The following is a 19581-nucleotide window of genomic DNA, read 5'->3' on the forward strand; positions in this document are numbered from 1 at the left end:
CGGGCGGAAAACCTGCCACGGCCTTACCCCATCGTACGTCGCGTGGCGGGAACCGGCTGCCGGGGGGTCTGTCAAGAGGCCGGAGGACTGAGAGAAGCCGGGTGTGGGGTGGGGGGCCCGGCCATCGGTGCTGGGGGATTCCTGCGGGTGTTCCTGCGGGTCAACGGGTATCCACGACCTTGCCCGCCGGGGTGGCCGGCGGGCAAGGGAATTGAGTCACATCTGAGCTTGCGACCCGAAGGTCAATCCGGCGGACACCGGTTTGTCACTCCTTCTTCCCCTTGTTCTTCGACGCGGTGGCCGGGGCCTTCTTCCAGCCGATGTCCTGGTAGCGGGGGGTACCGAGGCCGAAGGCGCCCGCGTTGGCCAGGGACGGCTTGACCGCCACCAGCTGGGGACGCTGGTAGAGCGGGATGGAGCCGGCGGCGGCCCAGATCCGGGCGTCGGCCTTGCGGATCAGCTCCCGCGAGGCCTCCTCGTCCAGTTCGCCGAGGGCCTGGTCGAAGAGCTGGTCGATGTGGTCGGTGCCGACCCGGGTGTAGTTCTGTTCGACGAGGAGCGAGCCGTCCGCGGCCGGCTCCGGCTTGGCGAAGATGGGGCGCGCGTCGGTGGCCGGGTACGCGGTGGCCGGCCAGGAGTACAGCGCCAGGTCGTACTGGCCCGAGGCGATGTGGTCCTTGAAGAAGCTCTCGTCGGCCACCTTGGTCAGCTCGGTGCTCACGCCGATCTTCTGGAGCATCTGGGCGATCCGCTCGCCGACCGTGCGCAGGGCCTCGGAGCCCGGTCCGGCGGGCAGGACGAAGCGGAGGCTGAGGGCCTTGCCGTCCTTGGCGAGCACGGAGCCCGAGGTACGGGGCTGCTTGGCCGGGGCGGGCGCCGGGGAGGAAGTGGCCTTGGCGGGATCGCCCGCCTCGCCCTCAGAGGGGACGCGCTCGGGCTCCTTGTCGTCCTCGGCGGGTGCGGCCGAGCCGACGGCGGCGGCCTGGGCGAGCAGCCAGGCCTTCTGGTCCGCGGCGAGCGGGGGCTGGGCCAGCGGCTTGACCGCCCCCAGGGCTCCCTTCAGCCCCTCGCCGTTGCGCTCGTCGTCCTGGCCGACGATGTAGAGGCCGTCGTCGCCGGTACCGGGCCCCCCCGGGGTCTTCTGGTCGTCGCGGCCCGCCTCCCCGTCGCTCTCCGGGCCCGCCTTGGCCCCCTCCGGTTCGGTGAGCTTGCCGTTGGGGCGCCAGCCGGCGTCCGCGAGCAGGGCCTGGGCCGCCTTGGTGTCCTGGCCGCCGAGGGCGTCGCTGTTGTCGGCGTACGCCCGCTGCCCGGCCAGCGCCACATGGCTGCCGACCGGCTTCGCGGGCAGGCCGAGGGGCTTGAGGACGAGCTCGGCGAGTTCCTTGCGGTTCAGCGCCCGGGCCACGGCCCGCCGGACCCGCTCGTCGGCCAGCGGGCCGGAGGCCCCGTTCAGGGCGAGCTGGGTGTAGGACGGCTCCAGGGACTTGCGGATCGTGAAGCCGCGCAGGGCCTCCTGCTCGGCGTCGTACTTCCTGGCCGCCTCCGCGTTCCGCACCCGGGCGTCCAGCTCCTCCCGGGCCTTGCCCTCGTCCGCCCCGTACGCCACCGCCCAGGACAGGGTGGCCTCGGCCGGGGTGGTCAGGGCGCCCGGTCCGTGGGCGGGGGCCCCGCCCGGGCCCGAGGTGTTCGAGCGCTCCCGGTGCGCCAGGGCGATCCGGTCGGCGCCGCTGCGGTCGATCTCCGCGATGTCCAGCTTGCCCGCGGCCAGCGCGGCCGGGCGCTCGGCCCGGGACACGGCCGTCAGGACCAGCGAGTCCAGCTTGGCGGGGCGTCCCCACCACCGGGGGTTGCGGGTCAGGGCGGCGGTTGCGGTCTTCTTGTCGATCGCGCCGAGGTTGAACGGCCCGGCAGTGACCTTGAGGGTGCCGCGCGCTCCCTCGTTGAAGGCGTCCGGGGTGCCGGTGACCTGCTTGGGGTAGAGCGGTGAGAACAGGGACCGCCAGTCCGTGTAGGGCTTGGCGAAGGTGACCTTGACCTCCAGGTCCGTCTTGCCCCGCTCGATCTTCTCGATCCGCTCGTACCCGGCGTTGCGGGCCGTCCAGTACGCCGAGTCCTTGCCGTTCAGGGCGCGCCACTGGGCCACGAAGTCGGCGGCGCCGATCTCGCGGCCGTCGCTCCACACCGCCTGCTGGTTCAGCTTGTACAGGACCACCTGCTTGGGTTCACGTGCGACGACCTCCGCCTTCTCCAGGTAGTCCGGGTTGGCGACGGGGCGCCCCTTGTCGTCCAGGGTGAACAGCTGGGGCAGCACCGCCCCGGCGATCCGGGTGGTCGTGGCGTCGGCGTCGGCCTGGAAGGTGTTGAGGGTGTCGGGAAGGCTGTCCACGGCCCAGCGCAGCACGCCGCCGTCGGCGACCTTGTTCCGGGGCGTCGCCGCGATGTCCTGGCCGGCGGCCACCGGGCCGCCCTCGTCGCCGGCGCCGCACCCCGCGAGCAGCGGCAGTGCGAGGACTCCCGAGGTCAGCAGCGCCAAGGACCTGCGCCTTCTCTGGGACATGGGTGGTACCTCCGGGACGGGGCGCGAAAGGGACAGCTTGATCACGTTTGGCGGTATATGGAGCTGATCACACTGGGTGCCGGAACCACTGAAATCGACGGCTCGCCGCGCCCCCCGCAGCGGGCCCTCGCCACGCCGCGAAGCCCACCCGTGCGGACCAATCCCGCTTGCGTTGCGGACGAGCGTTCCCTCGGGCGGGGGATGAGAATGGGGGGCAGGGAGGGGCGCACAGATCGCGCCTGCGCGCCCGCAATCGCTGCATGTCCCTTCACAAGCGGGGACATGAGGCGCGACACTCGCAGGCGCACATGAGCGTTGCCACCGCACCCTGCGGAAGTGAGGGCAAGTCATGTCCCTGCAAGACGATTTGACCGCCGTACGGCGCAGCCTGGACGAGCTCACCCGCAAGGTCGAGCAGCTGGAGCGCAAAGCCGGGCGGCAGCAGGCGGAGGGCGGCCGGTCCGCGCCCGCCGACCGGCCGGGGCCGGGCATGGTGACCGTCCCGGACACCCCGTACGACAGCACGCTGTGGACGGACACCGACGACGAGGGCCTCGGCGCCCGCGACCGCCGCGCGCCCTAGACCCCGCAGCCGTTCCCTGCCACTCCCCCGGACACCGGCCCCCGCGCTCAGCGGCGGCCGGTGTCCGGCGGGCCACCCTGACCACTCCTCCCGGAGTCACCCTTGGCCACAGGTACCGAACCACCCCGGCAGCTGACCGGCGTCCGCGACGCCTCCCGGGCCTCGATCGCCGCCCGGCACCTGCGCACCGACCGGTGGTGGCTGGCCCCCGCCGGCACCGCGGCCGGGCTGCTCGCCTTCATCGTCTACTCGACCTGGCGGGCCTTCGCGAACGCCGACTACTACGCCGCCCCGTACGTCTCCCCGTTCTACTCCCCGTGCCTGGCGGAGAACTGCCAGGAGATGCGCGGCGGACCGAACCTGGACCTCTTCGGCAGCTGGTGGGGCCTGTCCCCCGCTCTGCTGATCCTGGTCTTCCCGCTCGGTTTCCGGCTGACCTGCTACTACTACCGCAAGGCGTACTACCGGGGCTTCTGGGCATCGCCGCCCGCCTGTGCCGTCGCCGAGCCGCACGCGAAGTACACCGGTGAGACCCGCTTCCCACTGGTCTTCCAGAACATGCACCGGTACTTCTTCTACGCGGCGCTGCCGGTCGCGGGCATCCTCACGTACGACACGGTGCTGACCTTCCGCAACGACCGCTACGAGTGGGGCCACATGGGCCTGGGGACGCTGCTGTTCGTCCTCAACATCGTGCTGATCTGGGCCTACACCCTTTCGTGCCACTCCTGCCGGCACATCATGGGCGGCCGCCTGAAGCACTTCTCCAAGCATCCGGTGCGCTACCGGATGTGGGGCTGGGTGAGCCGGCTCAACTCCCGGCACATGCAGCTGGCGTGGGCGTCCCTGGTCAGCGTGGCCCTGTGCGACTTCTACGTGTACCTGCTGGCCAGCGGCACCGTCACCGACCCGAGGATCTTCTGACATGGCTCAAGTCGACCGGCAGCAGTGGGACGTGGTCGTGGTCGGCGCCGGCGGCGCCGGGCTGCGGGCCGCCATCGAGGCCCGCGAGCGGGGCGCCCGTACGGCCGTGATCTGCAAGTCGCTGTTCGGCAAGGCCCACACGGTGATGGCGGAGGGCGGGATCGCCGCCTCCATGGGCAACGTCAACGAGGGCGACAACTGGCAGGTCCACTTCCGCGACACCATGCGGGGCGGCAAGTTCCTGAACCAGTGGCGGATGGCCGAGCTGCACGCCAAGGAGGCACCGGACCGGGTCTGGGAGCTGGAGACCTGGGGTGCGCTCTTCGACCGCACCCCCGACGGGAGGATCTCCCAGCGCAACTTCGGCGGCCACGAGTACCCGCGCCTCGCGCACGTGGGCGACCGGACCGGCCTGGAGCTGATCCGCACCCTCCAGCAGAAGATCGTCGCGCTCCAGCAGGAGGACTTCAAGGAGTACGGCGACTACGAGGCCCGGCTCAAAGTCTTCCAGGAGTGCACGGTCACGCGCGTGCTCAAAGAAGGGCAGCGGGTCTCGGGGGCCTTCTGCTACGAGCGCGAGTCCGGCCGCTTCTTCGTCCTGGAGGCCCCGGCGGTCGTCCTCGCCACGGGCGGCATCGGCAAGTCCTTCAAGACCACCTCGAACTCCTGGGAGTACACCGGCGACGGCCACGCGCTGGCCCTGCTCGCCGGGGCCCCGCTGCTGAACATGGAGTTCGTGCAGTTCCACCCCACGGGCATGGTCTGGCCGCCCTCGGTCAAGGGCATCCTCGTCACCGAGTCGGTGCGCGGCGACGGCGGGGTGCTGCGCAACAGCGAGGGCAAGCGGTTCATGTTCGACTACATCCCGGACGTCTTCAAGGAGAAGTACGCCGAGTCCGAGGAGGAGGGCGACCGCTGGTACGAGGACCCCGACCACAACCGGCGGCCCCCCGAGCTGCTGCCCCGCGACGAGGTGGCCCGCGCCATCAACTCGGAGGTCAAGGCCGGTCGCGGCTCCCCGCACGGCGGGGTCTTCCTCGACGTGTCCACGCGCATGCCGGCCGAGAAGATCAAGCGGCGGCTGCCCTCCATGTACCACCAGTTCAAGGAGCTGGCGGACGTGGACATCACCGCGGAGCCGATGGAGGTCGGGCCGACCTGCCACTACGTGATGGGCGGTATCGCGGTGGACTCGGACACCGCGGCCACCGTCGGGGTGCCGGGCCTGTTCGCGGCGGGCGAGGTCGCGGGCGGGATGCACGGCTCGAACCGGCTCGGCGGCAACTCGCTGTCCGACCTGCTCGTCTTCGGGCGGCGGGCCGGTCTGCACGCGGCGGAGTACGCCTCCTCCGCGTCCGGCGCGCGCCCGGCCGTCTCGCAGGAGGAGGTCGACGCGGCCGCCGCGGAGGCGCTGGCCCCCTTCCACGCCGCCGACGGCGCGGAGAACCCGTACACCCTGCACCAGGAACTCCAGACGGCCATGAACGACCTGGTCGGCATCATCCGCCGCGAGGGCGAGATGGCCGAGGCCCTGGAGAGGCTGGCGGCCCTGCGCGTCCGGGCCTCCCGGGCGGGGGTCGAGGGGCACCGGCAGTTCAACCCGGGCTGGCACCTCGCCCTGGACCTGCGCAACATGCTGCTGGTCAGCGAGTGCGTGGCCCGTGCGGCCCTGGAGCGCACCGAGAGCCGGGGCGGGCACACCCGGGAGGACTGCCCGTCGATGGAGCGCAGCTGGCGCCCGGTGAACCTGCTGTGCCGCCCGGTGGACCCCGCGCCCGCCGACCCGGCCGCCGACCGGATCACCCTGGTGCGGACCCGCACCGAACCCATCCGCCCCGACCTGCTCGCGCTCTTCGAGAAGGAAGAGCTGGTCAAGTACCTCGCCGAAGAGGAGCTCTACGAGTGACTACCTACGACGCACGCTTCCGGATCTGGCGGGGCGACGCGGAGGGCGGGGAGCTGCGGGACTTCACCGTCGAGGTGCACGACGGGGAGGTCGTCCTCGACATCGTCCACCGGCTCCAGGCCACCCAGGCCTCGGACCTGGCGGTGCGCTGGAACTGCAAGGCCGGCAAGTGCGGTTCGTGCAGTGCGGAGGTAAACGGCCGGCCGCGGCTGATGTGCATGACGCGCATGTCCACCTTCGAGCGGACCGAGACCGTCACGATCACTCCGTTGCGGGCCTTCCCGGTCATCCGCGACCTGGTCACGGACGTGTCCTTCAACTACGAGAAGGCGCGGGAGGTGCCGGCCTTCGTACCGCCGCAGGGCGTGGCGGCGGGCGCGTACCGGATGCAGCAGGTGGACGTGGACCGCTCGCAGGAGTTCCGCAAGTGCATCGAGTGCTTCCTGTGCCAGGACACCTGCCATGTGGTGCGCGACCACGAGGAGAACAAGGGCGCTTTCGCCGGCCCCCGCTTCCTGATGCGGGTGGCCGAGCTGGACATGCACCCCCTGGACGCGGCGGCGGAGGCGGGTCTGGACCGCAAGCGCACCGCCCAGGAGGAGCACGGACTCGGCTACTGCAACATCACCAAGTGCTGTACGGAGGTCTGCCCCGAGGGCATCAAGATCACCGACAACGCACTGATCCCGCTGAAGGAGCGGGCGGTGGACCGCAAGTACGACCCGCTGGTGTGGCTCGGCAGCAGGATCCGCAGGCGCTCGGAGCCGTAGCGGCTCCCGGCCGCTTGCTCCGCAGGTCCCCATGCCCCCTGGGGAACGTCGGATGACGTGTTGTCAGGGGGCTTCGCGGTGCCCGTGGGGGATCGGCTGGCGGACCGGTACCGGCTGCACCGGCGACTCGGCCGGCGCGAGGCGACGAGCGGGGCGCGGCTCCAGCACCCGGGCACCACGGTGGTGCACGACGTGGGGCAGCAGGACGGCCTGCTGCCCCACGGACCGGCCGGAGTCGGCGCAGGCGGTGACGGAGGCGCTGCGCGGGCGCCCTGGGGAACCGGTGCGGGGGGCCGCGCCGAGCGCGCACCGGCCGGGCGGGGCGGAAGTGGGCTGCGTGGGGGCCGGCACCGGGACAACCCGCTGGACGGCCTTCGCCGACGAGGGCACGGACGCCCCGCTGCCGTGTGCTTCGCCGGACCGGCTGACCGCCCTGCACGCCGCGAGCGGCGAGCCTGCCTGGCAGGACCGGACTCGGCTCGACGGCCAGGTGGTCCTGGTCGGCGAGCACCTCGCACTCGCGCTTGCGGAGCTGGCGGCGGTCGCGGTGTCCCGGGGCTGAGGCGGACTCCCGGCCGCGAGCCGGGCCGGGCAGGGCCGACCGGCTGCGGGCCGCCCTCCCCCGGGCGGCCGGGCTCAGCCGTACATGCCCAGCAGCTGCTCCGCGGACAGCTCCGATGCCGGTTCGGCCGCGGCCCCCGGGAGCGGGAGCTCGAACCAGACGGTCTTGCCCCGGTGGGTGCGGCGGGTGCCCCAGCCCGCGGAGAGCAGGCCCACCAGCTGGAGGCCCCGCCCGCCCTCGTCCGTGTCCCGGGCGCGGCGGCGCCGCGGCTGGACCAGGTTCCCGTCCCACACCTCGCACACGAGGGTGCGGTCGAGCAGGAGGCGCAGGCGGATCTCCCCCTCCCCGTACCGCAGGGCATTGGTCACGAGCTCGCTGACCAGCAGCTCCGTGGTGTCGAGCAGCCCCTCCAGCCCCCAGGCGGGGAGCTTCGCGCGGGCCAGCTCGCGGGCCCGGCCCACCGAGCGTGCCTCGCGGGGCAGCTGCCAGTCCCCCACGGCATCCACCGGAAGCCCCTGTACGCGTGCCATCAGCAGGGCGATGTCGTCCTCACCGTGCCGGGTGTCGAGCGTGTTGAGCACGTGGTCGCACACGTCCTCCAGCGGGCGCACCGGGTCGGCCAGCGCTTCCCGCAGCCCGCGCAGCCCCTCCTCCAGGGGGTGCTCCCGCGACTCCACCAGCCCGTCCGTGTACAGCGCCAGCAGGGCGCCCTCCGGGAGTTCCACGTCCACCTCCTCGAACGGCTCGCCGCCCACGCCGAGCGGCATCCCGGGCGGTACCTCCAGCAGCAGCGCCGGCCGCGGCGGGGCGCCCGGTTCCGCCGGTTCCACCAGAACGGGCGGCATGTGGCCCGCGTTGGCGATCGTGCAGCGCCGGGTCACCGGGTCGTAGACGGCGTACACGCAGGTGGCGAGGTACACCTCGGAACGGTCGGCGTCCCGCGAGTGCAGGGCCGCCCGGGAGGCCTGCTGGGATCCGCCGGGCGCGCCGAGGCCGCGCGCGATCTCGTCCAGCGCCGACAGCACCTCCGCCGGTTCCAGGTCCAGCAGCGCCAGGGTCCGTACGGCGGTCCGCAGTTCGCCCATGGCGACGGCGGCCCGCAGCCCCCGGCCCATGACGTCGCCGACGACCAGGGCCGTGCGGTGTCCGGGCAGTTCGATGACGTCGAACCAGTCCCCGCCGACCTCGGTCGCCGCGTTCCCCGGCAGGTACCGGCAGGCGATGTCCAGGCCGGCCGCCTCCGGGTCCCCGGGCGGGAGCAGGCTGCGCTGGAGGATCAGCGCCCGCTCGTGTTCGCGCCGGTAGAGGCGGGCGTTGTCGATGCAGACGGCGGCGCGGGCGGCGAGTTCCACCGCGACCGCCCGGTCCCGTTCCCCGAAGGGTTCGCTGCCCTTCGTACGGGAGAACTGGGCGAGCCCGACGACGGTGTCGTGGGCGACCATCGGCACGACCAGCGTCGACTGCACGAGGTCGTCCGCCCCGCCGCCCTCGATCAGCCGCGGGCGTGCCGTGCGCAGGGCCATCGCGACCGGCGAGGCGGCCGGGTAGCGGTGGATCTCCCCCACGGTGACCGGCGCGACGGGGCCGGAGAGCGGGGCGTCCGAGACCGCCGAGGCGAAGGCGACCCGGCGCAGCGGGGCGGAGGGCGCGCGGCCGGGGCCGAGCCCCGCGGGCATGGACGGCACTCCGGGGCCCTGGGGCCGGGCGGGCCGGTCGTCGTCGCCGAGCAGCAGCCCCTGGTAGAGGTCGACGGCGGCGAGGTCGCAGAAGCCGGGCACCGTCACGTCCAGGAGCTCCCGGGCGGTGGTCTCCAGGTCGAGGGAGTTGCCGATGCGGTGCCCGGCCTCGTTGAGCAGGGCCAGGTTGCGCCGGACCCCGGCGGCCTCGCGGGCGGCGAGGTGGCGGCGGGTGACGTCGGTGCCGAGGCCGGCGACCCCGACGGGGCGGCCGGTGCCGCCGTGCACGCGGTAGAGGTTGATGGACCAGTGGCGGTGCTCGCGGCTGCCGGGGGCGGAGCCGCTGATCTGGAGGTCGGTGACCGATTCACCGGTCTCCAGGACCCGCCGCAGGGCGTCGGCCATCCGGTCGGCCTCCTGCGGCGGGAGGTAGTCGTGGACGGTGCGGCCGCGGTGCTCCTCCACTGCGCCGCCGAAGACGGTCGCGAAGCGGCGGTTGGCCCGCTGCACGGTGAGGTCCGTACCGAAGAGCAGGAAGCCGAAAGGGGATTGGCCGAAAATGGCCTGCGAGGCCGCCAGATCCGATTCGATCCGCCGCAGCGCGCGTACGTCCACCACGACACAGAGCGCGGCCCGCCGGCCTGTCTCCGTCTGGGTGGGCATCACGTAGATCTCGGCCACACCGTGTGCGCCGCTCCCGCCGGGGACGCGGAAGGGGACGAGACCGGTCCACTCCTTGCCGTCGAGAATCTCCGCAACCCTGCGGTGCCCGTCGGGGCGCAGCTCCGGCGGCATGAACGCGTCGACCGGATCGCGCCCCACGGCCTGGGCGGCGGTCAGCCCGAACAGGTCCTCGGCACGCAGACTCCACTGGTCGATGAGCCCGTCGGGCCCGATCGAGAACGACGCGACCTTTATGTAGTCATATATCGAGCCAGGCGGACTGCTGTGCCACAGGGAGTCGTGCCACGTCTCCCCGGACACACGGGTCTGATGTGCCTGCGCAGGTATCTCGCTCACGCGACCGTCCCCTCCAGCTCACCGCAACCGGACCGGCCATGACCGAAGTATTCAGCACCACGGCCCCGGACGGCACGGCGTTCACGATCACAAAAAGGTCCCGACTGTTTCGAGCCACATCCCGTGATCGTCGGCCACCCTTCACCTTGTTACTCACCAGGAAGAGCCAACTCGAACCACACGGTCTTGCCCGATTTCCCGTGCCGCGTCCCCCAGCTCTGCGCCGAGACGGCCACGAGGTGCAGTCCCCTGCCCCCCTCCTCGTCGGGTGCGGCAAGCCGTTTGCGGGGCGGATCCGGAAGCGGATCGGAAACTTCCACGAGCAGGGCAGGTCCCTCCGAGCCGCCGTCGACGGCTGATTCACGCCGCTCCAGACGCACGCCGATGGGGCCGGAGGCGTACCGCAGGGAATTGGTGACCAGCTCGCTGACCAGCAGGACGGTGACATCGCCGACGGCTTCGAGGCCCCAGGAGCGGAGCTGGCCGCGCACGGCATGGCGGGCGGCGCGGACGGCACCGGGTTCGGCGGGGAAGGCCCACTCGGCGCATTCACCGTCTGTGTCGATCACGCCGATCACTTCCCGGGCCGGCAAGGGCCCCCGTCCGATTCCGCAGGGACAGAGCCACGAGAGGCTTGTGCACATTAGGGACTAATAGCGGCATACCCGATATTCGAGGCGTCGTACCACTCGATCCCCCGTGCACCGGCGCACTGTGGCGCAGACGGCCTAGAGCGGAGCTGTCACGCGCCCCCGTGCGACCCTCCGTGCAGTCGGCTGCGCCGCTCGCCGCCCGCCCCGCCGTACCGGCCGTCGCGCAGCCGGCGGCCCACCTCGGCCACCCCCGGCCGGTCCTGGTCGAGCCAGTCCACCCCGTCCAGCTCGTCCGGGCCGAGCCAGCGCAGCTCGTCGTGGTCCTCAAGCGGGGCCGGCTCGCCGGAGAGCAATGCCGCGGTCCACACGTGCAGCACGAGCCCGGGCCGCAGGGGCCATTCCCCCGGGATCCGTTCCAGCGGCTCGGCCTCCACGCCGAGCTCCTCGCGCAGTTCGCGCACCAGCGCCTCGGGCGCGGTCTCACCGGGCTCGGCCTTGCCGCCCGGCAGTTCCCAGCGGCCGGCCAACTCGGGGGGCGCACTGCGACGGGCCGCCAACAGGCGGCCCTCACGACAAAGGGCTCCACCCACGACCACGCGTACCGTCATGGGCGGAGCCTAAGGCAGGGCCGCGGCTGCCGGTGCCGCGGCCCTGCGACGCTCAGTTCGTCGTGGCGGTCTGACCGATCCGCTCGACCCAGTAGAGCTGCTTGTGTCCTCGGTCGTCGAGGCTGTCGACGACCTTCTGGGCCTCGGCCCGGGTGGCGTACCGGCCCACCCGGTAGCGGTTGCCGTTGTCGTCCTGACGTATGACCAGCCACGGGAGCAGGGCACCGCTGTCGTTCATCGCGTTTCACCCTCCGCCGATGTACCTGCCCGGGAAACCGCATTGCGCATATGCCCGAGCTTACGCCCGACCTTTACACAGCGGATACGGTTTTTCACGAAGAGGTACCTCACAGGCGTACGCATCCGGCCATGCGTACGAGTGGGCCGCGTACGCCGGTTCAGAACCGGCGCACCCTCGGCATCGGCAGCACCCCTGCGCCCCCTTCCGGCGCGGTGCGGCCGGCGTTCGCGCAGGTCCCGCCCGAGAGGCAGCGCGCGGAGCAGATCGGCCCGTTTCCGACGGGCCGTCGGCGGCAGGCGGTCGCCCCGAAAACGATGCATGACGCGCCATCACCCCGCCCCGCGGCACCGGCGTTGCACCCGGCCCCGCCTCGCGTCGTCAGCGCACGGGCAGGTGGTACGAGAGGCGGTAGCGGTCCGCCGGCACCACCACGTCGGCGGTCTCCACGGCCAGTCCGGAGGCGTAGTACGTCCGCCCGACCACCAGCACCACGTGGCCCGGGACCCCTCCGAGCAGCATGAGCTCCTCGGCGAGACCCGGCCGGGCCCCGACCTCCTCCACCACGTTGTCGACGACCACGTCGATCGCGGCCATCCGCTCGACCACGCCCGAGCCCCCGAGCGGACCCTCCTCGGGCAGCATCACCGGGGTCCTGCCGGTCACGGCGAGCGGCTCCCAGGAGGTCGACAGCATCATCGCCTCCCCCGCGTCGCGGAAGACGTACCGCGTCCGCATCACCCGCTCGCCCGGCGCGATCCCGAGCCGCTCGGCGATGTCCGCCGGGGCGGCCGTCTGTTCGCTGTTCGAGTCCCACGTGCCGCGCGCGCCGGCCTCCGCCTGCTCCTGGCGGAACGGGGTCGACGCCCCGCCCGTGCGGTACCCGGAGCGCACGACCCGTCTCGGAACCGGCTGCTCCCGTACGTACGTGCCCGATCCGGACCGGCCCTCGACCAGGCCCTCCGCCATGAGGACCTTGCGCGCCTCCAGCGCCACGGTGTCGGAGACCCCGTACTCCTCGCGGATCCGGGCCTGGGAGGGGAGCCTGGCGTGCGGGGGCAGGGACCCATCGACGATCTTCCGTCGCAGATCCCCGGCGACGCGCAGATAGGCCGGCTGCTCACCGAAAGTCACTGGCCACTCCCATCAGGTTGACAGACAGCTACACCCTGGCAACCGACGGTTGTACGCCGCAAGCGAGGGCCAGAGTTTCACCCGAAGTGATGAAGCCTGGTCACTCAAACCCGTTACCGTGCGTTACCTTCGGGGGCTTCAGGCGGCTTCGGAGCCGGAGCCGTCCCGCGGCTGGTCCACGAGCCACTCCGGGACCTCCGTCGACAGCCCGAACGCCCCGCGCAGGGCCTTCTCCACCCCCACCGACAAGGCCCCCGACGCCGTGTCCCAGGCATCTTGGAAATCCGCCGGTCGGGTCGCCCGGGAAGCCCGCTGCCACTGCCCGCGCGCCGCCGCGACCTCCTTCAACCGGGCCTCCGCCGCCGCGGCGGCCTCGGGCCGGGCCTTCGCCTCCTCCAGCATCCGGGCCTCCGCGCCCAGCGCCCCGTCCACCTCGCGCGCCCACTCCCGGTACGAGGGCAGCGCCTCGTCGATCTCCTCGTCCGGCGCGCCCCCCAGCGCCAGATCGGCCTCGTTCATCGCCCGCAGGAAGGCCACCTGCTCCGGCTCCAGCATCCCGGCGTCCTTGCGCAGGCTCCCCCGGTGGTCGTGCCCGGCCGTGCCGATCACGCACAGCAGCTGCCGGTCGCCGTCGTTCCACGCCTCGCGGGAGGGCGAGAAGTAATACATCTGCGCGTACGAGGGCAGCGCCCAGGTGTCCATGGCGTACGCGTCCTGGGCCTTCCAGCACGCGTCCGCCGCCCACTTCTCCACCTGCTGCGTGCCGGGGAAGACCTCGTCCTCGAACCGGGTCGAGGAGGTGACCTCCGCGTGGTGCGCCTGCGTACAGGCGACCCGGTGGATCAGCGGCTCCTCGTCGAGGAGGTCCCCGCCGGGGACGTTGAAGCAGTCACCGGCCCGCAGTTCGTCCATGTCGGCCAACTCGCCCTCGACGCCCTCGTACTGCGGCAGCGCCTCCAGCCGGTCCAGGAGCACCGGCCCGTACCGGCCCACGACCGCCACGGCGGACAGCGTCAGCACGACCGACACCGCCAGGCCCACGACCGCGAGCGACCGGCCCCGCTCCCCCTTCCGGGCGATCTGCACCAGGGCCGCGATCCCGAAGACGATGCCGAGCGGCGGCAGGCACAACAGCCCGACCAGCAGGGACGCCAGGGCGAAACCGTTGAGCGCGGGCTCCCGGGACGGCTGCTGCGGGGACGGAGCGGGCCAGTGGGGGGAGGGCGGGGTGCTCACGGGGTGAGGGACTCCATCACAAAGATCGCGAACGAATGCGCGAAATAGTACGCAGCGGGGGCGACCGGCAACCGGTCGCCCCCGCCGTCACGCGGCCCGCAAGGTCAGAACTGCAGCGCCCACGAGTCGATCTTGCCGGTGTCGAGGTTCGCGTTGTCGTTCACGCGGAGCTTCCACACCCCGTTGGCCACCTCGGAAGAGGCGTTCACCGTGTAGGTCTTGACGAGGTTGTCGGCACTGCCGCCGCTGCGGTTGTGCAGGGTGTAGAGGGTGCCGTCGGGGGCGACCAGGTCGACCTTCAGGTCGCCGATGTACGTGTGCTTGATGTCGACCGCGACGCTCAGCGCCGCCGGGGCGTTGCCCGGGACCCCGGTGACGGTGAGCGGGGACTCGACGGTCGCGTTGTCGTTGACCGCGTAGTCCGCCGTGTTCTCGAAGCGCGGGCCGGTGGGCGGGGTGGTGCCGCCGCCGACGTGGAGCAGGCGGTTCGGGGAGCCGGAGCCCGGACCCGTCACCACGTTCGGGGTGGCGGCGGCGACCAGCGCCGAGGCGACCTGGGCCGGCGTGCTCGACGGGTTCTGCGAGAGGTACAGGGCGGCGGCGCCGACCACGTGCGGGGTCGCCATCGAGGTGCCCGAGATGGTGTTGGTCGCCGTGTCGCCGGTGCCCCAGGAGGAGGTGATGGAGGAGCCGGGGGCGAAGATGTCGAGGATCGAGCCGTAGTTGGAGTAGCTCGCCTTGGCGTCGGCGCTGGTGGTGGCGCCCACCGTGATGGCTTCGGCGACGCGCGCCGGGGACTTGGTGCTCGCGTCCGTGGACTCGTTGCCCGCGGCGACACCGTAGGTGATGCCGGAGGCGATGGAGTTGCGCACGGCGGTGTCGAGCGCGGAGTCGGCGCCGCCGCCGAGGGACATGTTCGCCACGGCGGGCTTCACCGCGTTCCGCGTCACCCAGTCGATGCCCGCGACGACCTGGGCCGTCGTACCGGAACCGTTGTTGTCGAGGACGCGGACGCCGACGATCTTGGCCTTCTTGGCCACGCCGTAGGTGGTGCCCGCGACCGTGCCGGCGACGTGCGTGCCGTGGCCGTGGCCGTCCTGCGCGGTGTTGTCGTTGTCGACGGCGTCGTAGCCGTAGGACGCCCGGCCGCCGAGGTCCTGGTGCGTGATGCGGACGCCGGTGTCGATGATGTAGGCGGTGACGCCCTCGCCGGCCTTGTCCGGGTACGTGTAGCTGCTGTCCAGCGGCAGCGCGCGCTGGTCGATGCGGTCCAGGCCCCAGGACGGCGGGCCGGGCTGGGTGCCCCGGGCGTCGTCGATCGTGAAGACGCGGTTCTGGACGACGGACGCGACCGCGGGGTCGGCCGCGAGCTTCCTGGCCTGCGCCTCGGAGACCGCGACGGAGTAGCCGTTGAGGGCGGCGCTGTAGGTCCGGTCGATCTTCGCGCCGTAGCGCCGGGCGACCGCCTTGCCGCTGTCGGCGGTGGAGCGGGCGGCGGAGTCCTTCAGGGTCACGATGTAGCTGCCGGGGACGGAGCCGGGCGCTCCGGCGTTCTCGATGACGCCCTGCGGGCCGCCCTCGGCAGCGGAAGCGGGTAAGGCGGCTGCCGCGCCGAGCGCGAAGGCTGCGACGGCGGTCGCGCCGAGGCCCGCGATCTTGCGGCGGGTGTGGCGTATCACGGACATGTGGGGGGTCCTCCTCGTGGACGACACGGAGCGGCCCGCAAGCATGCCCATGACAATTAGTGGGTGCCGGGCCGCCGCTTCCGAAAGGTTGACCCACCCTTTCGCCATCCCACAAGAGGACTGCGAACGCGTAACATCCGTGCCATACGACCGCCATGAAAGAGCAAAGGCGCTCCGCACATGACGCACGCACTCCCCGGCTACGTCTGCCCCGAGGACGAGACGCGCGCGGACGTCCGGACGGCGCCGTGGTGCTGCCCGGTCTGCGGCGGCCCGTGGGACCTCGACTTCACGCCGGATCCGGCCGGCCCGCTCGCCCCGGACGGCGGACCGCCCTCGCTGTGGCGGTACGGCGGCGCACTGCCGCTGCCGGGGGCCTTCTCCGTGACGATGTCGGAGGGCAGGACTCCGCTGGTCCCGCTCGGGGAGCGGATTCACGCCAAACTCGACTTCCTGATGCCGACCCTGTCCTTCAAGGACCGGGGTGCGGTGATGCTCGCCGAGCTGGCCCGGCGTCTGGGCCCGGAGCGGGTCGTGGCGGACAGCAGCGGCAACGCGGGAACGGCGGTCGCGGCGTACTGCGCCCGCGCGGGGCTCACTTGTGAAGTTTTCGTGCCCGAGGGCACCTCCCCGAAGAAGACCGACCAGATGCGCGCGCACGGCGCCTCGGTCCGCGTGGTCCCCGGCGGCCGGGAGGCCGCGGCGCTGGCGGCGCGCGCCGAGGCGGACCTCCCCGGCGTCTTCTACGCCAGCCACGTCTTCAACCCGTACTTCCTGCACGGGACGAAGACGTACGTGTACGAGGTGTGGGAGGAACTCGGCGGCCGGCTCCCCGACACCCTGGTCCTGCCGGTGGGCAACGGCACCCTCCTGCTCGGGGCGGCGCTGGCGGTGCGGGAGCTCGCCGCCCGGGGCGTGCGGCCGCCGCAGCTGATCGCCGTGCAGGCGGAGGTCGTGGCCCCGCTGGCGTCCGCCTTCTCCGCGGGCGCCGAGGACGCGACGTCCGTGCCCGAACTGCCCACGCTGGCGGAGGGGATCGCGATCCCGGCCCCGCCGCGGGCCCGGCAGATCCTTGCCGCGGTGCGCGCCTCCGGGGGCACCTTCCTGACGGTCACGGAACCGGCCCTGCGGGCTGCCCAGCGGGATCTGGCCCGCCGCGGCCTGTTCGTCGAGCCGACGGCGGCCGCCTGCTGGGCGGCGGTGGGGCCGCTGTCCCCGGCGGACCCGCTCAGGGGGCGCACGGCGGTGGTCCCGCTCTGCGGCGCCGGCGCCAAGGCGGGCCTCCCCGAGTGACCCGGGTCCGGACCCGGACCCGGCCCGGACTCGGCCCGGACGAAGGTGTCGGAAAATCGCCAGCCCGGGCGGCCGCGGTCTGATGAACTGCCCCCATGACCAACAGCCTTGACCTCGCCCGCCGGTTCACCGCCCTGCACGACCCCGCCGCGCCGCTCGCCCTCGCCAACGCCTGGGACGTGGTCAGCGCCCGTCTCGTCGAGGCCTCCGGCGCACCCGCCGTCGCCACCACCAGCGCCGGTGTCGCCTGGTCCCTCGGTGCGCCCGACGGTGACGCGCTGAGCCGCGACCGCGCGCTCGACCTCGTCGCCCGCGTCGCCGCCGCCGTCTCCGTCCCCGTGACCGCCGACATCGAGAGCGGCTTCGGCGCCGACCCCGCCGGGGTGGCCGAGACCGTGGCCGGCGTCCTCGCCGCCGGAGCGGTCGGCGTCAACATCGAGGACGGCACCCGCGCCCCCGCCGACCACGCGGAGCGCCTGGCCGCGGCCCGCGCCGCCGCCGACGCCGCCGGGATCCCGCTCTACATCAACGCCCGCATCGACACCTTCCTCTTCGGCCTCGGCGAGGAGGGGACGCGGCTCGACGAGACCCTCGCCCGTGCCGCCGCCTACCTGCGGGCCGGGGCCTCCGGCATCTTCGTGCCCGGCGTGATCGACCCGGCGACCGTCGCGGAGCTCGCCAAGGGCATCGACGCCCCGCTCAACATCCTCGTCGGCCCCGGCGCCCCCTCCGTCGGCGAGCTCGGCGCCCTCGGCGTGGCCCGGGTGAGCCTCGGCTCCTGGGTCGCGGAGGCCGCCTACCAGCTGGTCCGGCGGGCCTCCGCCGAGCTGATCGCGGGCGGCACGTACGAGGCGCTGGCCGATGCGGCCCCGTACCGCGAACTGAACGACCTGCTCAAGGACTGAGGGCCGGGGGCGGCGTCAGTCCCGGGCCGCCTGCTCGTACAGCGCCTTCGCCCGCTCGTCGAACAGCGCGGCCGTGGAGTCCACGTCCGTGTCCCCGCCGCTCAGTACCCCGATCAGCCGGCCCGGGTTGCCCGGCCCGCCCCGGTCGGCGATCCAGGGGCTGCCGCTGGTGCCCGTCCAGAAGCCCGCGCAGCTCATGTACAGCATGGCGGGGTCGTCCTGGTCGTGGCCGGTCTGCGTCGTGCAGGAGACGGGCTGGTTCTGCGGGTTGCGGTCGGACTCCGGATAGCCGACCACCGTCACCTCGCGCTCGTACCCCGAGGTCCAGTCGGGCTTCGGGGCCTCCATCGCGCCGCCGACCGCCTGCTGGACGGAGTGCCCGTCCGCGTCCGGCTCGATGCTGAGGAAGGCGAAGTCGGCGGTGTCCTCGCCCCACCTCGTCCAGCGGTCGTCCACATGGACCGCCCGGACCTTCCACACGCCGAGGGGCCGGCGGCCTGCGCCCCCGCCGGAGAACGCGGGGGCGAAGGAGAGCTCGCCGATGGCGTGCCCGTCGTGCGCGAGCTCGCCCGGTGCGCCGTTCTCCCCGGCCGGGACCACGCAGTGCGCGGCGGTGGCGACGACGTTGCCCTTCGGGCTGTCGACGACGCTCGCCGTGCACCAGTGCTCGCCGTTCGCCATGAGCACGCCCACGGCGGGGAAGGGGTGCACCCCGCTGCCGTTCGCCTCCGTCGCCTTGACGAAGGCGACGGCGAGCAACGCCGCCAGCCCGGCGGCGGCGGCCGCGGAGGCCCCCTTCACCACTGCGTTCACCGCACGCCGGGAACGGGGTCGGGTGTCGGTGCCAGCATGACCTTGCTGATCCACTCCAGGGAGCCCTCCTTCATACCGCGTACGTAGGACTTTCCGTTGTGCTCCCCATCCTGGATCACCTGGAGCCGGGTGTGCACCGGACCCTTCCCGTACTCCCGCATGAACGTCTCCGTCGCGTCCCGGCCGCCCTCGGCGGTGCCGATCTGGAAGTTGATGTAGACGTCCGGGCCGCCGGCGCGGATCAGCTTCTCGGCGAGCTTCTCCGGGTTGTTCTCGTCCATGGCCTGCTGGTTCCCCTTCCACAGCGGGGAGTCGGGGACGAAGTCCACACCGCTGGCGATGGCCGCCTTGAAGCGTTCGGGGTACTTCAGCACGTGCTTGAAGGCGCCGAACCCGCCCGAGGAGGAGCCCATGAAGGCCCACCCGTCACGGGAGGTGAAGGTGCGGAAATTGGCCCGCGTGAAATCCGGGACGTCATCCGCCATCCAGGTGCCCATCTTGGGCTGCCCGGGGATGTCCGATCCGTCGAAGTGGTGCTTGGTGTCGGCGTTGATCACCGGCATGACGAGGATGAAGGGCAGGCTCTTGCCCGCCTTCGCCCCGTCGATCACGGCCTGCTCCAGGCCGAGCCCGGGGCCCGTCCCCCAGTAGTTCTTGGGGTACCCGCGGCCGCCGGGCAAGGAGATGAGGACCGGGAAGCCGCTCTTGGCGTACCTCGGGTCGTCGTACTCCTTCGGGACCCACACCCACACGTCGCCCGTGAATCCGGACTTCGCCCCGGTGAGGGTCGTCCGGCCGATCTGGGTGCCGTCCGGCATCCGGTGCGTGCGGACGAACGTGGCCTTCGGCCCGGTCGGCATGCTCACCCCCGGCCGGACGTCCTCGGCGGCCGCCGACTCCTGGACCTTCCCGAAGGACACCGGATCCCCTATGTCCGAGAAGAGCCCGTACTTGTACGCGGCCGCGCCGCCCCCGGCGGCCAGGGCGAACGCGAGCCCGCCGCTGATCACGAGTCTGCGCAGGTGCTGCGGACGGCGGCGGCCCGTGGTCGTCGGGCCCTCCTCGGTCATGAGGCTGC

17 protein-coding genes are annotated in these 19581 nt (G+C 72.6%); 7 read left to right on the forward strand and 10 right to left on the reverse strand.

Translation table 11 applies throughout. The annotated features are described in order from the left end of the window. Positions 1–265: 265 nt before the first annotated feature. The gene (locus tag AC0666_RS02075) at positions 266–2557 is read right to left on the reverse strand and encodes an ABC transporter family substrate-binding protein (protein WP_468963182.1); all 2292 of its coding nucleotides are present in this window, start codon (positions 2555–2557) and stop codon (positions 266–268) included. A 349-nt stretch (positions 2558–2906) separates the two neighbouring features. Here AC0666_RS02075 and AC0666_RS02080 point away from each other — a divergent pair, with 349 nt between their 5' ends. The 5 genes from AC0666_RS02080 (at position 2907) to AC0666_RS02100 (ending at position 7302) form a co-directional block, all read left to right on the forward strand. After that, on the forward strand, positions 2907–3140 hold the full coding sequence (locus AC0666_RS02080) for a hypothetical protein (protein WP_361719735.1): 234 nt from the start codon (positions 2907–2909) through the stop codon (positions 3138–3140). Positions 3141–3242: 102 nt separating this feature from the next. Then, positions 3243–4064, forward strand: coding sequence for a hypothetical protein (locus AC0666_RS02085; RefSeq protein WP_468963180.1), 822 nt, complete (start codon positions 3243–3245; stop codon positions 4062–4064). A gap of 1 nt (position 4065) precedes the next feature. After that, on the forward strand, positions 4066–5970 hold the full coding sequence (locus AC0666_RS02090; RefSeq protein ID WP_468582268.1) for a fumarate reductase/succinate dehydrogenase flavoprotein subunit: 1905 nt from the start codon (positions 4066–4068) through the stop codon (positions 5968–5970). After that, positions 5967–6740, forward strand: a complete 774-nt coding sequence (locus AC0666_RS02095) for a succinate dehydrogenase/fumarate reductase iron-sulfur subunit (RefSeq protein ID WP_468582270.1) — start codon at positions 5967–5969, stop codon at positions 6738–6740. Before AC0666_RS02090 ends, AC0666_RS02095 begins: the two co-directional genes overlap by 4 nt. 337 nt (positions 6741–7077) lie before the next feature. Then, on the forward strand, positions 7078–7302 hold the full coding sequence (locus AC0666_RS02100; RefSeq protein WP_468963177.1) for a hypothetical protein: 225 nt from the start codon (positions 7078–7080) through the stop codon (positions 7300–7302). A 74-nt stretch (positions 7303–7376) separates the two neighbouring features. Here AC0666_RS02100 and AC0666_RS02105 read toward each other — a convergent pair whose 3' ends face one another. From AC0666_RS02105 to AC0666_RS02135, 7 genes are all read right to left on the reverse strand, one after another. Next, positions 7377–9935: a SpoIIE family protein phosphatase gene (locus tag AC0666_RS02105; RefSeq protein WP_468963516.1), complete on the reverse strand. Its 2559-nt coding sequence runs from the start codon at positions 9933–9935 to the stop codon at positions 7377–7379. Positions 9936–10147: 212 nt separating this feature from the next. Continuing rightward, positions 10148–10576, reverse strand: coding sequence for an ATP-binding protein (locus tag AC0666_RS02110; protein ID WP_361719772.1), 429 nt, complete (start codon positions 10574–10576; stop codon positions 10148–10150). 164 nt (positions 10577–10740) lie between these two features. Then, a complete protein-coding gene (locus tag AC0666_RS02115) occupies positions 10741–11199 on the reverse strand; it encodes a (deoxy)nucleoside triphosphate pyrophosphohydrolase (RefSeq protein WP_468963175.1) in 459 nt (152 codons plus the stop codon). 52 nt (positions 11200–11251) lie between these two features. Continuing rightward, complete coding sequence (locus AC0666_RS02120) at positions 11252–11437, reverse strand: SPOR domain-containing protein (RefSeq protein WP_361719714.1); 186 nt, start codon at positions 11435–11437, stop codon at positions 11252–11254. 381 nt (positions 11438–11818) lie between these two features. Continuing rightward, a complete protein-coding gene (locus AC0666_RS02125; RefSeq protein WP_468582274.1) occupies positions 11819–12571 on the reverse strand; it encodes a GntR family transcriptional regulator in 753 nt (250 codons plus the stop codon). 138 nt (positions 12572–12709) lie between these two features. Continuing rightward, positions 12710–13807, reverse strand: coding sequence for a DUF4190 domain-containing protein (locus AC0666_RS02130; protein ID WP_468963173.1), 1098 nt, complete (start codon positions 13805–13807; stop codon positions 12710–12712). Between the two features lie 104 nt (positions 13808–13911). After that, positions 13912–15492 (reverse strand): S8 family peptidase, encoded by a 1581-nt coding sequence (locus AC0666_RS02135; RefSeq protein ID WP_468963171.1) that lies wholly within the window; start codon positions 15490–15492, stop codon positions 13912–13914. Between the two features lie 180 nt (positions 15493–15672). Between AC0666_RS02135 and AC0666_RS02140 the strand changes: the two genes are divergently transcribed. Then, positions 15673–16785: a pyridoxal-phosphate dependent enzyme gene (locus tag AC0666_RS02140; protein WP_478706922.1), complete on the forward strand. Its 1113-nt coding sequence runs from the start codon at positions 15673–15675 to the stop codon at positions 16783–16785. Positions 16786–16880: 95 nt separating this feature from the next. Beyond that, entirely contained in the window at positions 16881–17690 is an 810-nt protein-coding gene (locus tag AC0666_RS02145; protein ID WP_468963168.1) for an isocitrate lyase/PEP mutase family protein, read from the forward strand. Positions 17691–17705: 15 nt separating this feature from the next. Here AC0666_RS02145 and AC0666_RS02150 read toward each other — a convergent pair whose 3' ends face one another. Together AC0666_RS02150 and AC0666_RS02155 are read right to left on the reverse strand one after the other, a co-directional pair. Then, positions 17706–18503, reverse strand: coding sequence for a trypsin-like serine peptidase (locus AC0666_RS02150; RefSeq protein ID WP_468963166.1), 798 nt, complete (start codon positions 18501–18503; stop codon positions 17706–17708). Then, positions 18500–19573 (reverse strand): alpha/beta hydrolase, encoded by a 1074-nt coding sequence (locus AC0666_RS02155; protein WP_468963515.1) that lies wholly within the window; start codon positions 19571–19573, stop codon positions 18500–18502. Before AC0666_RS02155 ends, AC0666_RS02150 begins: the two co-directional genes overlap by 4 nt. Between the last annotated feature and the right edge of the window lie 8 nt (positions 19574–19581).

It is taken from the genome of Streptomyces sp. NPDC043680 (assembly GCF_056436685.1).